Below are 13241 nucleotides of genomic sequence, written 5' to 3'. Positions count from 1 at the left end.
GGATAAACGCTGAAGGCATCTAAGCGTGAAGCCCCCCTCAAGATGAGATATCCCATCGCAAGAGTAAGACCCCTTGAAGACGACGAGGTAGATAGGGCAGAGGTGGAAGCATGGCAACATGTGTAGCTGACTGTTACTAATCGGTCGAGGGCTTAACCAAAAGGTTAGGTTATGGATATTGCCAGAGTACTTAGTGAGGTATTACCGAGCTTAGTACGAGGCACGTCAAACACTTAACGAGGTATTGCCGAGTTTAGTGAATTGACGGGGAAACAAAGTTTAAAAACGGATGAATTTCAATATGTGGTTTTGAAGGTATATGTAATGGAAATCTGGGCAAGATAACCGAGAGGGAGTCTGGTTCAGGTAGCCAAAACATTCCCCTTTATTCCTCGATAGCTCAGTCGGTAGAGCACGCGGCTGTTAACCGCGCTGTCGTAGGTTCAAGTCCTACTCGGGGAGTTTTTTTGTATAAAAAAATAGCCAAAGATAAATTGACATTAAGTCAAAAATATGATAATATTACTAAGCAATTAGCAGCGGGAAGAACACACTATGGAGTCGCTGTGAAGTAAGGCCCCATGGTCAAGCGGTTAAGACATCGCCCTTTCACGGCGGTAACACGAGTTCGAATCTCGTTGGGGTCATCCAGCCGATGTGGCTCAATTGGCAGAGCAGCTGATTTGTAATCAGCAGGTTATCGGTTCGAGTCCGATCATCGGCTCTTTTATATATTTGGACCTTTAGCTCAGTTGGTTAGAGCAACCGGCTCATAACCGGTCGGTCCCGGGTTCGAGTCCCCGAAGGTCCACTATCCTGAACTAAAGGAAAAGAATTAAAAAACTAAAGATCTGGCCCGGTGGCTCAGTTGGTTAGAGCGCCGCCCTGTCACGGCGGAGGTCGTGGGTTCGAGTCCCATCCGGGTCGTTAGTTTTAATGTTTGATGAAAGTCAGGCGCGAAAACTTATAATATTTGGGGTCTTAGCTCAGCTGGGAGAGCATCTGCCTTACAAGCAGAGGGTCATAGGTTCGAGCCCTATAGGCCCCATTTATCTGTGAAAAACCAGATATGCCGCAGTGGCGGAACTGGCAGACGCACAGGACTTAAAATCCTGCGAGGGTTAAACTTCGTACCGGTTCGATTCCGGTCTGCGGCATTTGGGAATCAGAAAACCAGAAATCTTGTAATGAGGTTTCTGGTTTTTTTGTTACAATAAAAAGGCTGCAAATCAGATTTTTACTGCAAACAAAGGCAGGTACGCTCATCATATCTTTATTGCTGCTTGTAAGAACCAGGAAACGGAGAGATTTGCTGTTTTTCAGAAAGGCAAGTTTACTTCTATTAGGTTTCGTGTATAATAAAATCATAAATGCCGGATGATGATTGTTTTCTCTAAACTGCGAGGTGGAAGGATGAGGGCTGATTCAATATATAAAAACATTTTAGACAACCTGGGAGATATTGCTGTCCTTGTAATTCGGCGGGATGATCACAGGATTTTATATTATAATGAAAATATGAAAAAAGCAGTTCCTGAAATCCGGGAAGGGCAGATTTATGATGAAGTGTGGAACGTGTCCTGCAAGAATTTTCTACTTGATGGAATAGATAACGGAAAAACATACTCTACAGTTAGTTTTGACAATTCTTTTGGTACAACTGTGGATTATCATGGAACTACGGCGGAATGGGGAGAGGAAGGAATCGTTTCTTATGTCATAACGGTAAGGCCGCATGTATTTGCCACGGAGGAAAACCATAGATTCGCAGAAAGTGAAATAAAAGAGAAAATCATAAATATTACAATGGACGAGGCAATTAAACAGGTTTATGATGAGGTGCTTTATTTTAACATAACCAGAGGCAAACTAATATTTCGGCAGGGAAACGGGCGGCTGGATTTGGGTGAAAACGGGGAGCATGCTAATTTTGCCGATATTTTGGCGAAGGTTCATCCCGATGACAGGGACGAGTTTCAAAAGATATTTTCGCCCGAAAACATGTCGGAACGCTTTAAAAAGGGTAAAACAACGGGATACATGGAGTGCCGGAGACTTGGGACCGATGGGAAATATCACTGGTATGCTACTACATTAAAAATGGCGGAAGGTGATAATGACGATCAAATCATGCTTGCACTCATTGTTAATATTGAAGAGAAAAAGCAGTTGGAACGGGAAAAAAATGATCTGCTTTCCTGTATTATGAATCTTTTCGGTGAGTTTCTACTGGTAGATCTTAATACAGGAGGGTATTTGGTATATAAAAGCGACGGTCAGTTGGAAACAATGTTTCAGGAGAAAACATTCAGCCAGTTCAATCGTCTGTATGGAGAGAATCTGATCCATCCTCACGACAGGAGACGCTTTTTTGACTCCTTTACACTCGATAACATCAGAAAAAATATGGAGGGCGGAAAAGAACAAATTGTGGTGGAGGTCCGGAGAAAAGACAGTATGGGAGAATACCGATACTGTGAACTGATCGGCACCTTTCTGAAAGACAGGGACGGCCTGCCTGATAAAATGATGCTGACCTACCGGGATACGGATGAACTGACAAGGGCCAGGATAGAAGAGAAGCATGCCAATCAGCGTTTTGTGCGTGCGGTAAATGATTCCTACAATGAGATTTATGAAGGCGAATTGTATTCCGATTATCTGAAACAGTGGAAGGGAGACACGGCAGAGCAGCATCTGCGTTTTGTTCCGTCCATTACAGAACAGATTGACTGGGCGGCCGGGGAAGTGATCCATCCTGGAGAGAGGGAAGAATTCAGAAGAATTCTGCAGCCGGAAAATCTGAAAAAAGAATTTGAGAGCGGAAAAACAGAGGTGACAACCAGATACCGGCGTATGACCGCTGCGGGAACTTACCGTTGGTATTCCATGCATATACAGCTTTTGGAAATGACGACGAACTGCATCAGGGTTATGTATTACCTGAGAGATGTTGATGATGTGAAGAAGGAAGAGGAGAGAAAGCAGGCAGAGCTTCAGAACGCCCTTGCCATGGCAGAGAAGGCAAATGAAGCCAAGACGGACTTTCTTTCAAGGATGAGCCATGACATAAGGACGCCAATGAATGTTATTATTGGAATGTCATCCATAGCCAAGTATATTCTGCAGGGACCGGCGGCGCTTAAAGCGGAAAAACTGCTGGATGCGGACCGGCCGGAAGGAGAAGAAAAGCCGAAGAATAAAGAGAAGCTGCTCAACTGCCTGGAAAAGATAGATATGTCGGCGACTTTTTTACTTTCCCTGATTAATGATATTCTGGATATGTCGAAAATTGAGAGTGGAAAAATGGGAGTCACAATTACGGAGATGAACCTGAAAGAGGTAATACGCAGCGTTTCGGTTCTCAGTGAAGTCCAGGCGGCGGAGCGCAGCCAGGAGTTTTCGGTAACAATTGCACCTGAAGTTGGGACTTATTATTTTTGTGACAGTCTGAGACTGAACCAGATTCTCATGAATCTCTTAAGCAACGCCTTAAAGTACACACCGGAAAAAGGAAGAATTACTTTTTCAGTTACGGCGGATGCGGCGAAAGAAGACGTTCAGCCTATTCATTTTGTTATAGCAGATACGGGAGCCGGGATGTCGGTCGAATTTATGGAACGGATGTTTGAACCGTTTGAACAGGAAGATTCCGGCGGGAGCCGGATATTTGAGGGAACGGGACTGGGGCTTTCGATCAGCAGGAGACTGGTTGAACTTTTGAGCGGTACGGTCAGTGTGGAAAGTGAATCTGGCAAAGGTACGACTTTTACGGTTGTTATTCCGATGAAAAGATCGGATAAGGCCCCGGAAATAGAAGAAAGACGGAGTAAAGAGCAGACGGGCGGCAGAAGTGAATACGAAAACAGGTTTCGCAGCGCGCGTATTCTTCTGGTTGAGGATAACGAGATTAACAGAGAAATCGCAGAAATGCTGCTGGAGCAGAAAGGAATAACGACAGAGTGTGCTGTCAACGGTCAAGAGGCGGCTGCCATTTTTGAAAACTCTGCCCCGGGCTGGTATGATGCCATTTTGATGGATATCAGGATGCCTGTCATGAATGGAATCGAGGCCACAAAGAAAATCAGAAATTTGGAGCACCAGGATGCTGCTGGAGTGCCCATTATTGCAATGACCGCAAACGCCTTTAACGATGAACGGGAGGAAGCTCTGAAGGCCGGTATTAACGACTATTTGACAAAGCCGATCGATGCCGGAATATTATATAGCTGTCTTGAGAAATTTTTATAGAAACTCATATACAATCAGGTGCGGCTAAAAAGCAGCAGCGTTTTAATAGATTTATGAAAGGCGGGGCAGAGGAGTAAAATCTGTCCCCCGGTAAGTGGTGACAAGGGCGGAGAGGGAAGAGGAAAATGAACTTAGGAGAATACGGATGGGAGAAAGGAGCGAAAGGGACCAGAAAATATAAGGAAAAATACTTGAAAAATTGAAATAGGTAGTTGACAATCCTGGAAAATTATTATATAATAATTAACGTTGTTAAGGACGTTGTCCTTCAATAAGTGTGTGTAGCTCAGCTGGATAGAGCACTTGGCTACGGACCAAGGTGTCGGGAGTTCGAATCTTCTCACGCACGTCTAAGAACCCTTTGTAAGACAAGGGTCACAAAAAGACATCCCTTATGGGATGTCTTTTTTAATGTTGTTGTTTAAGGATACCGGTATGTAGAGCAGCAGACAAGCCTGGGGCTGTTTTAGCCGGTAATCCTTACAGTTTTACCTTCGTTCTGTTTAAAGGCTCTACAGCAGGCCACAAAGCGTCTGAGAGCATGTTCCGGTAAGCAGGGAGTCAAATGGTATCTATAAGTCATTTCCATACAGCCACTGCTGTTCCGCCCGTGCAAAATCATCTACAGCTCCCATATCCCGTAAATAGTCCATATCATTTTGGAGTTCTTTCAACTGACGCTGGATTTTACGGCGTCTTGCCTGGATGGCCTTGATGCGCTGCAGGTATTTGGCTGATGGAATTCGTTCCGCATCTTCCGGGATGGTAAGTTCATGTGCGGCTGACTCGATTGACTGGACGTTTTCTCCCTGGAAATCGTTGTTTTCAATGTGTTTCATCGCGTGTTTGTAGGCGGCCAGCTGTCCGCTGTAAGCCAGCCTGGAATTGATTAATATAGTGTAACTTCCATCTTCATTTTCTACGACCATCTCCTTGCCGCGTTTATGGTGGAAATCAAGTAATACTACATTAACATCCTGTGTCATCGTCGTTTCCACGTTCCTTTCTTTTCAGTGCAAGGGCCATGCTGTGTAAAGCCATTAAATCTTCGGGATCTGCATCTCTTGCAGCGTCAAACAGCATCTTCAGTTCCCTGTTCTCAAAAATTTCCTGTGCCGCTTTTGCTGTCTCCTCGTTCAAATAATAGCCGGCCTTCTGCTCATCATCCGTTCCGTTTAACAGGTGATCAACCGAAACACCAAGCAAATCCGCGATCTGCCGGATTTTATCCGTGCTTGGTTTATTTTTATTGAACTTATTAATTGAACTTCTGGCAAAGCCTAATTCCTTTTCCAGCCGGTTAATCGAATAACCCTTCTCCTTTGCAATATCTCTTATCTGTTCATAAAGTCCCATATCTATACCTCAATATTTTGCGTAATTAAGACTTGACATACGTAAAATCTTGAGTATAATTAAAGTATGACTTGCGCAAGATTTTGCGGATATCGTTAACATATTGTAGATTCATTTGTATTTATATAATTAATTTTAGAATGTTTAACGTAAAAAGTCAATCAAATAATCAAAATTTTGCGTAGTTTATAGAATGCAGGAGGTGGAAAAAATGTGCAGACATTGTTATGCCGGAGCGGAGGTAATTCGTTTAAGCCGAAGGAACCGCCGTATGGGAAGACAGGTTGAACGGATGAAATCCATGATGGTTTGGACCGCTTACGCGTGGATTATCGCTGCAGGCGCTTTGCTTCGGGCAGTGGGAGGAATGTGACAGGAGGCGGAATTATGGTAAAGAAAGCTTCGGAATTAAAAGGCGGAGATGTAATCCGTTTTGAATATGCCGGTTATGGAAACTGGCTTACCTGTAATGTTATTGCCATGGAAAATAAAGGAGATTCCATTTATGTCAAGGGAAGCCGCATGGGAAAAGCATATGATTTCGTTTTTTCTCAAAGGGAAGAAGTACAGGTTCTGGGACGCGGCACTGCCTGAGATTATAAAAGGGGGGAGCCGGCCAGGATTTCTCCCGCCGGCATGAGTATGAAAAAGCTTATGTTACAGGTTGCTGTCCTGTTAGATATTACTATACAGGTTATTTGTGATGAAAGTTTGACCGGGAGATAAAGGATTTCTAAAAAGGATAAAAAAATTCTTACGGAAAGTATTGTACATTGACAATTGAATATTTTACCGGCCGGCAACGGAAAAATTTATGAAGCCTGTTTTTGCACAGGCTGTGTGCCGTTTTGGAAAGACGGGACAAAATTTTTGGACGGAGATAAGTTTAAGGGAGGCGAAGCGATTGGACAGAATATGCAAGAGGAACCTGAAACTGAGTGACTACAATGTATCTCAGGCCAAGTATAATGAGTTAAAGTATTTTTGCATGCAGTACGATGAAAAACGCAGGGAGTTACATAACGGCTTTGGGCTCAGAGCGGTTGTCTATGACGGAATGCCGAAAGGTAATTCACCGGGAAACCCGACGGAGCGGATTGCAATCCGAAGAACGATGCTGCAAAGTGATTTGGAACTAATTGAGCAGACGGCTATGGAGGCGGATAAAAGCATCTATAAATGGCTGATGAAAAATATAACGGACGGCATTCCTTATGAATGCCTGGATGTGCCGAAGGCAAGAAAACAGTTTTATGAGTCACGCAGGTATTTTTTTTACCTGCTGGCACAAAAAAGATAAAAGTGGATAACTGAGAGGGGGTACTTCCATGATAATATAGTATCATGCAATAAGCGGACAGGAAATCTGCCTGTTGTATATGTATCCTTCCTTTTTGAAGCGGCTGCCGGAGTGAAATAATCCGGCGGCCGTTTCGGTTTCATGGCGGTTCTGTGCGCGGGCGTATGTGAGGAAATTCTTTTCAGGGACAGGCGCGGTGGAGAGGAGTGAGATGCAGGTATGGGCAGATGGTAAGTTCGGTATTGTAAAATTCAGGCTTGACCAAAGGAGGTGAATCATGCTCAATGATATTTTGAATGCGGTTACCAGGCGGTTGAATGAACTGTTCGGGGAAAACTATACAATTTACACGGATAAAGCAGGACAGGAATTTCAGAAGCCCTGTTTTTTTGTACGGATTTCGGAAACATCGGAACGGCCGATGATAGGCCGGCGATATTTCCGCAGGACAGGAATCGCGATTCAGTATTTTTCGATTGAAAAATCCAGCCGCGAAGAAAATCAGGTATTGGATATTTTAATGGAAGGCATGGAGAGTGTTGCTTTGGAAAATGGGCGGCAGTTGTCCGGAACGAATCGGAAAAGCGGAGCAGAAGAAGGAATTTTAACCTTCTATGTCAATTATGATCAATTCATTGTGAAGGAAAAAGAAGAAGCGCCGATGGAGGAGTTGGAGATGAAAGGAGGAATTGTGTGAGAACAGGTAAGAGTAAGGAGACTGCCGTGGAATCTGAGCAGGCGGTATTTACCAAAAAACAGCTTTTAGCATCATCCAGATATAAAGGAAAGGGTGATTTGCTGGAGGCTCTTCTGGAAGACGAAAAAAAGTACAGTTTCCAGGAAGCAGACGAAACAATTGATGATTATATGAAAGGAAAGGTGAATTAAATGTTAGGAGGCGGAAGTTTTACATCCCAGAATCAGACACTTCCGGGAGCTTATATTAATTTTATAAGCGCAGCCCGGGCTAATGCAGTTTTATCGGAGAGAGGTATCGTGACCGTTCCCATGATTCTTGACTGGGGTCCGGAAAAAACGGTATTTGAAGTAACGAACGGAGAGTTTCAGACGAATGGGCAGAAGTTATTCGGCTATTCCTATGATGCACCTCAGATGCTCAATCTACGGGAACTGTTTGCCAACGCGACGAAAGGGATTTTCTATCGTCTGAACAGCGGCGCTAAAGCGGCCAATGACTTTGCGACAGCCAAATACAGCGGAGTAAGAGGCAATGATATAAGGATTGTAATCGCCGTTAATGTGGAGGATGAACAGAAGTACGATGTAACGACTATGCTCGATGGAAGCGAAGTGGATCATCAGACGGTAAGCAAGGCAGCCGATCTTGCGGGAAATGACTATGTTGATTTTAAATCGGATGCCGCTCTTGCAGCGACTGCGGGAACTCCTCTTACAGGAGGAACAAACGGAGAGGTTCCGACGGGCTCCGATCATTCAGCCTATCTGGCGGCGATCGAACCGTACACAGTGCATATTTTATGCTGCCCCGTGACCGACGAACCCACGAAAAATCTCTATACGGCATTTACAAAGCGAATGCGCGAGAATGCAGGAGTAAAATTCCAGACGGTTGTTTTCCAGAAAAGTGATGCGGACTATGAAGGCGTCATTTCAGTTGAAAACACGGCAAAAGAGCTGGAGCAGGGACTGGTATACTGGACGGCAGGAGCCGAGGCCGCATGCGCGGTAAATAAGACAAATGAAAACAGGGTGTATAACGGAGAATATACGGTCAATACGTCATATACACAGACCCAGCTTGCGGACGGAATCAAATCCGGAAAATTCATGTTCCATAAAGCAGGGGACCAGGTGCGCGTTCTGATGGATATCAATACGCTGACCTCGGCCACTGCCGAAAAGAATGAGGAATTTGCCAGCAACCAGACAATCAGGGTGCTGGACCAGATAGGAAATGATATTGCATCCATGTTCAATACCAAATATCTGGGAACGATTCCGAATGACGATGCAGGGCGTATCAGCCTTTGGAATGATATTGTGACATATAATCAGAAACTGGCGAAAATCAGGGCGATTGAAGAGATTAATGCAGAGCAGATTACGGTGGAAAAAGGGGACAGCAAACGGGCTGTCGTCGTGACCAATCCGGTCACACCGGTTAACTGCATGAGCCAGTTGTACATGACTGTGGTAATTGATTAAGAAGGGAGCAAATTTTATGCAGACTATGAATGCGTGGGATGCGGTCAGCGCATCCAAGGCGGAGTGTTTTGTGACGATTGAAGGAAACCGTTACAACTTTATGCAGGCCATCAATCTGGAGGCCAAAATCGAGAAGACAAAGACAGAGGTGCCGATTCTCGGCAGGTCAATGAAAGGAAACAAGACGGTAGGACTTAAAGGCACCGGTTCGGCCACCTTCCATTTTAACACCAGTATCTTCCGAAAAATTCTGTATGATTTCCAGAAGAGCGGTAAAGACATCTATTTTGATATTCAGGTCACGAATGAGGATCCGGTTTCCAATGTCGGAAGGCAGACGGTGATTCTGAAAGACTGCAACCTGGACGGAGGAACAATTGCCAAATTTGATGCGGATGCGGAATATCTGGAAGACGAATTTGACTTTACCTTTGAAAGCTGGGAAATGCCGGAGACATTCGGCAGTCTTGAAGGAATGATATAAAGAAAGGGAGGATAAGGAATAATGAGTAATTTAAGTTGTTTTCTGTCACAGAATGCAGTGCCAGTAGAAAATAAAAAGTTTGTGGTTTCAAAGAGGTTTATTGGGGCGGATAAGAAACCGGTGGAATGGGAGATTTGTCCGATTTCGTCCTCCGAGGATGAACTGCTTAGAAAAGAATGCACAAAGCGGGTTCCGGTTCCGGGAAAAAGAGGGCAGTATACACAGGAAACAGACTATAATCTTTATCTCGGAAAACTTGCATCACGTTCTACGGTTTTTCCGAATCTGAATGATAAAGAACTGCAGGATTCTTATCATGCTATGGGGGCGGACGCCCTGTTAAAGACGATGCTTACGGCGGGCGAATATGCCGGCTATCTGGAGAAGATCCAGCAGGTAAACGGATTTGATGTGCCGATGGACGACATCGTTGAAGAAGCAAAAAACTGATAGAGGGAGACGATACCGAGGCCAATATCGCCTATTATTGTCTCCATAAACTGCATAAATGGCCTCATGAGTTTCTGGAATTAGAACGATATGAAAAGGCGTTCGTAATAGCTGCCGTTGAACTGAAGCTGGAAAATGATAAAAAGGAAGCAAAGAAGGCGAAAGCTATGAGGAGGAGATAGATTATTGTTTTAATAAGTTGGACAGCCCCCGGGATGATTGGCCTATTTAGACGGAGCAATCATAAGATTTGCCGATGCTTCTGCCAACTTTCGTTTAAATACATGAGAACGATTGATACCCATGAGTTCGGTAATAAACAGCAGTGATACAGGAAATATAATTGGAACGTCTCTTCTCGGGGACGTTCCATCTCATAAGTAACATAAAAAATTTAAAGGAAAGGAGGAATACCAAATTGGCAACAGTTCAAGCATCAATACAACAGTATACGGGGATGTCTGCAACATTAAATACAATTAACGGGGATATGCGCGCAGTGATTAGTTCGTTCAGGGCAATGCAGATTGCCTCATCCGACGGTTTGAACATAATGGCTATCCAGGCGGGAAGAGCCGAACTTGTAAGTACGGGAACAGAAGTAAAGAGAATCGGCCAATCGGTTGATTCGGCTTCAAAAAAGATGGACACCTTTGACGATAAAATCAGCCAGGGGAAGAATGAAACGGTTTTACTTGGGGCAAGGCTCAAGGATATGCTGAAACACTTTGACAGTAAAAAGGCAATTAAGATGGGCGTTGATTTTGTTACCGACGCATTATCCCTGCAGAGCGTCCAGCAGCAGGCGGAAACAAAACTTGGAACAGTAATGCAGCAGCGCATGGGAGCGTCGCCGGAGGATATCCAGTCAATAAAAAACATGGCCTCCGCACAGCAGCAGCTTGGTGTAATCGGAGATGAAGTGCAGCTTTCCGGTGCACAGCAGTTAGCTACATACCTGGGGTCCACGGATGCTCTGGGAACCCTGCTCCCCGCGATGAATAACCTGGCGGTGAGTCAAAATGGAGTCGGCGTCAGCAGCAAGGACATGATCGGTATCGGAAGTAAAATGGGGCAGGCCATGCAGGGGCAGACGAGTGTCTTAACCGAAATGAGGCTCGGATTTACGGAGGCCCAGGCTCAGATGCTACAGTGTGGCAATGAGCAGGAGCGTGCCGCCACGCTGGCACAGATTATTACAGATAATATAGGAAATATGAATGCCGTCATGGCAGGAACACCTCAGGGACAGATTCAGCAAATGAAAAACGCATGGGGAGAGATAAAAGAAATGGTCGGCGCCCAGGTATTTCCGGCGGTGCAGGGATTTTTTGATGTACTTAGATCTCATCTGCCCCAGGCACAGAGCCTGTTCATGGGGCTTGCCGGAGGGATTAGTGTCATTATAGCGGTGATAAGTCTGCTGGCCGATGGACTGGGAACTGTGGTTGAATTCTTCCAGAACTACTGGACCATATTTGAACCGATTATATGGGGAATTGTGGCGGCTCTGGGAGTATATCTGCTGGTCACAGAAGGTGTGAAACTGGCACAGATGGCGGGAGCCGCCGTTATGACGGCGTATAAAGCTGCACAAACGTTTCTATCGATTGGATTTGGCGTTTTGACAGGCAGTACTACAGCAGCCGGTGCAGCGGTAGCCACTTTTAATTCTGCTCTGCTTGCCAGTCCGATAACGTGGATTATTATAGGGATTATTGCACTGGTTGCAATATTATTTGCGGGGGTGGCGGCATTTAATCACTTTACCGGAGCATCCGTCAGTGCGGCGGGAATTATCGCCGCGGTATTTGGAGTATTGGGAGCACTTATTTATAATACATTTATTGTGCCTCTTTGGAATAATATTGCAGCATTTATCAATTTTTTCTATAACGTATGGAATGAGCCGATCGCGTCTATAAAACTTTTGTTTTATGATCTGGCTTTAACTGTAATCGGATATGTAGCAAACATGGCACATGCGATAGAAGATGTTATTAATAATATTCCCGGGATTGAAATAGATATTGCCGCTGGACTGGATAATTTTAAAAGCCAGATTGAATCAGCTGCAAAAGACGTAAAAAGCGAATCGGAATGGAAAGAGATTGTAGAGAAGAAGAATTTCCTTGATTATGGGGAGGTTTCCAATAGTGCATATAATAAGGGCGCGCAGTTTAAGTTACCTGGTATGGGCCTGTCGGACAGCAGTTTCGATTCCACATTTGATCCCGGTGTCCAGCCATCTTTTGGAGGTGACATCGGGAACAGTTATAATTCGGATATGAGTGATATTTCGAATAATACGGGAAATACCGCTGCCAGCACCGCCGCGATGGCAAATACGGTAGATGTGATGGATGAAGACCTGAAATATATGCGGGATGCCGCCGAACAGGAGATTATCAACCGTTTTACACTGGCAGAGCTAAAGCTGGATATTAATAATAACAATACGCTGACCAAGAAGGCAGACTTTGGTGATCTGGCATTTTATATGGAAACCCTTACCGGTAGTTTTCTGTCATCATACGCGGAAGGAGATCACATTTAATGTATGAAGTATATTTAGACGATATGAGGCTCCCCATCACACCGCAGAAGATTCAGATGAAGTACGGAAATCAGAATAAGACGGTAGAGCTTATAAATGGAGAAGAATTTAATATAATCCGGCCGCCGGGGCTTTGTGAGGTGTCATTGGATGCGGTCATTCCCCAGTCTGATTATCCGTTTGCTGTCTGGGACGGAGCAGGAGATGCGGAGGAGTTTATTGAACACTTGAGGGAGCTTAAGGAAGCCCGGTCGGAATTCGAATTTATCGTCATTCGGGAGGGGCCGGGCAGGCAGAACTTCTTTGACACGAACATGGATGTGACGCTGGAGGACTACAAGATTTCGGATGATGCGAAGGAGGGCGTGGATCTGCTGGTTTCACTGACGCTGAAAGAATATCAACACTACGGAACCAAAATCATGAACTTCACAATCATGCCGGAACAGACGCCGCAGGCCACAGAGACGGAGGAGGACCGGGCAGTACCGGAGACGCCGAAGACTTATACGGTCCAAAGCGGAGACAGTCTCTGGAAAATTGCGAAAAAGACGTTGGGTGATGGGAGCCGATGGTCTGAAATTTATAACCTGAATACGGACAAAATCGGCAATCCGGATTTAATTTATCCCGGTCAGGTCCTGACACTGCCATAG

13 protein-coding genes, 8 tRNA genes and 1 rRNA gene are annotated in these 13241 nt (G+C 44.9%); 20 read left to right on the top strand and 2 right to left on the bottom strand.

Features of this window, described 5'->3' with window-relative positions; all coding sequences use genetic code 11:
• From QZT18_RS04305 to QZT18_RS04260, 10 genes are all read left to right on the top strand, one after another.
• Positions 1-160 (top strand): 23S ribosomal RNA (locus tag QZT18_RS04305); the annotation flags it as partial.
• Between the two features lie 229 nt (positions 161-389).
• Positions 390-462 (top strand) — tRNA-Asn (locus QZT18_RS04300).
• 113 nt (positions 463-575) lie between these two features.
• Positions 576-647 (top strand) — tRNA-Glu (locus QZT18_RS04295).
• A gap of 4 nt (positions 648-651) precedes the next feature.
• Positions 652-724: transfer RNA gene (locus tag QZT18_RS04290), tRNA-Thr, on the top strand.
• Between the two features lie 13 nt (positions 725-737).
• Positions 738-811 (top strand) — tRNA-Ile (locus tag QZT18_RS04285).
• Between the two features lie 42 nt (positions 812-853).
• Positions 854-927, top strand: a tRNA-Asp gene (locus tag QZT18_RS04280).
• Positions 928-975: 48 nt separating this feature from the next.
• Positions 976-1048 (top strand) — tRNA-Val (locus tag QZT18_RS04275).
• Between the two features lie 23 nt (positions 1049-1071).
• A tRNA-Leu gene (locus QZT18_RS04270) sits at positions 1072-1157 on the top strand.
• 361 nt (positions 1158-1518) lie between these two features.
• Positions 1519-4251 (top strand): ATP-binding protein, encoded by a 2733-nt coding sequence (locus tag QZT18_RS04265; RefSeq protein ID WP_294144937.1) that lies wholly within the window; start codon positions 1519-1521, stop codon positions 4249-4251.
• Positions 4252-4526: 275 nt separating this feature from the next.
• Positions 4527-4600 (top strand) — tRNA-Arg (locus QZT18_RS04260).
• Positions 4601-4823: 223 nt separating this feature from the next.
• On the opposite strand, the gene QZT18_RS04255 is transcribed toward QZT18_RS04260, so the two are convergent.
• Both QZT18_RS04255 and QZT18_RS04250 read right to left on the bottom strand, forming a co-directional pair.
• Positions 4824-5237, bottom strand: a complete 414-nt coding sequence (locus QZT18_RS04255; RefSeq protein ID WP_227033937.1) for a hypothetical protein — start codon at positions 5235-5237, stop codon at positions 4824-4826.
• A complete protein-coding gene (locus tag QZT18_RS04250; RefSeq protein WP_125143686.1) occupies positions 5221-5607 on the bottom strand; it encodes a helix-turn-helix domain-containing protein in 387 nt (128 codons plus the stop codon). Before QZT18_RS04250 ends, QZT18_RS04255 begins: the two co-directional genes overlap by 17 nt.
• Positions 5608-5818: 211 nt before the next feature.
• Here QZT18_RS04250 and QZT18_RS04245 point away from each other — a divergent pair, with 211 nt between their 5' ends.
• The 10 genes from QZT18_RS04245 to QZT18_RS04200 all read left to right on the top strand — a co-directional run bounded on the left by QZT18_RS04245 (position 5819) and on the right by QZT18_RS04200 (position 13241).
• On the top strand, positions 5819-5980 hold the full coding sequence (locus QZT18_RS04245; protein ID WP_294144931.1) for a hypothetical protein: 162 nt from the start codon (positions 5819-5821) through the stop codon (positions 5978-5980).
• Between the two features lie 14 nt (positions 5981-5994).
• Positions 5995-6201 carry a hypothetical protein gene (locus QZT18_RS04240; protein ID WP_294144930.1) on the top strand — a complete coding sequence of 69 codons (207 nt, stop codon included), beginning with the start codon at positions 5995-5997 and terminating at the stop codon, positions 6199-6201.
• Between the two features lie 310 nt (positions 6202-6511).
• Complete coding sequence (locus tag QZT18_RS04235; RefSeq protein WP_294144927.1) at positions 6512-6907, top strand: hypothetical protein; 396 nt, start codon at positions 6512-6514, stop codon at positions 6905-6907.
• A 277-nt stretch (positions 6908-7184) separates the two neighbouring features.
• Positions 7185-7604: a DUF6838 family protein gene (locus QZT18_RS04230; RefSeq protein ID WP_294144925.1), complete on the top strand. Its 420-nt coding sequence runs from the start codon at positions 7185-7187 to the stop codon at positions 7602-7604.
• Positions 7601-7795: a hypothetical protein gene (locus QZT18_RS04225; protein WP_294144924.1), complete on the top strand. Its 195-nt coding sequence runs from the start codon at positions 7601-7603 to the stop codon at positions 7793-7795. The genes QZT18_RS04230 and QZT18_RS04225 overlap by 4 nt, the downstream gene beginning before the upstream one ends.
• Positions 7796-9094 carry a phage tail sheath family protein gene (locus tag QZT18_RS04220; RefSeq protein WP_294144922.1) on the top strand — a complete coding sequence of 433 codons (1299 nt, stop codon included), beginning with the start codon at positions 7796-7798 and terminating at the stop codon, positions 9092-9094. It begins immediately after the preceding gene.
• 16 nt (positions 9095-9110) lie between these two features.
• Entirely contained in the window at positions 9111-9578 is a 468-nt protein-coding gene (locus QZT18_RS04215; RefSeq protein ID WP_294144920.1) for a phage tail tube protein, read from the top strand.
• 21 nt (positions 9579-9599) lie between these two features.
• On the top strand, positions 9600-10028 hold the full coding sequence (locus QZT18_RS04210) for a phage portal protein (RefSeq protein ID WP_227033930.1): 429 nt from the start codon (positions 9600-9602) through the stop codon (positions 10026-10028).
• 418 nt (positions 10029-10446) lie between these two features.
• Positions 10447-12585 (top strand): hypothetical protein, encoded by a 2139-nt coding sequence (locus tag QZT18_RS04205; RefSeq protein WP_294144880.1) that lies wholly within the window; start codon positions 10447-10449, stop codon positions 12583-12585.
• On the top strand, positions 12585-13241 hold the full coding sequence (locus QZT18_RS04200; protein ID WP_294144878.1) for a LysM peptidoglycan-binding domain-containing protein: 657 nt from the start codon (positions 12585-12587) through the stop codon (positions 13239-13241). The genes QZT18_RS04205 and QZT18_RS04200 overlap by 1 nt, the downstream gene beginning before the upstream one ends.

Origin of the sequence: uncultured Clostridium sp., from assembly GCF_900547735.1 — a bacterium.
GTDB lineage: Bacteria > Bacillota > Clostridia > Lachnospirales > Lachnospiraceae > Otoolea.
Note: the sequence above shows the minus strand (reverse complement) of the source record. Positions and strands in the feature narration are given on the sequence as shown.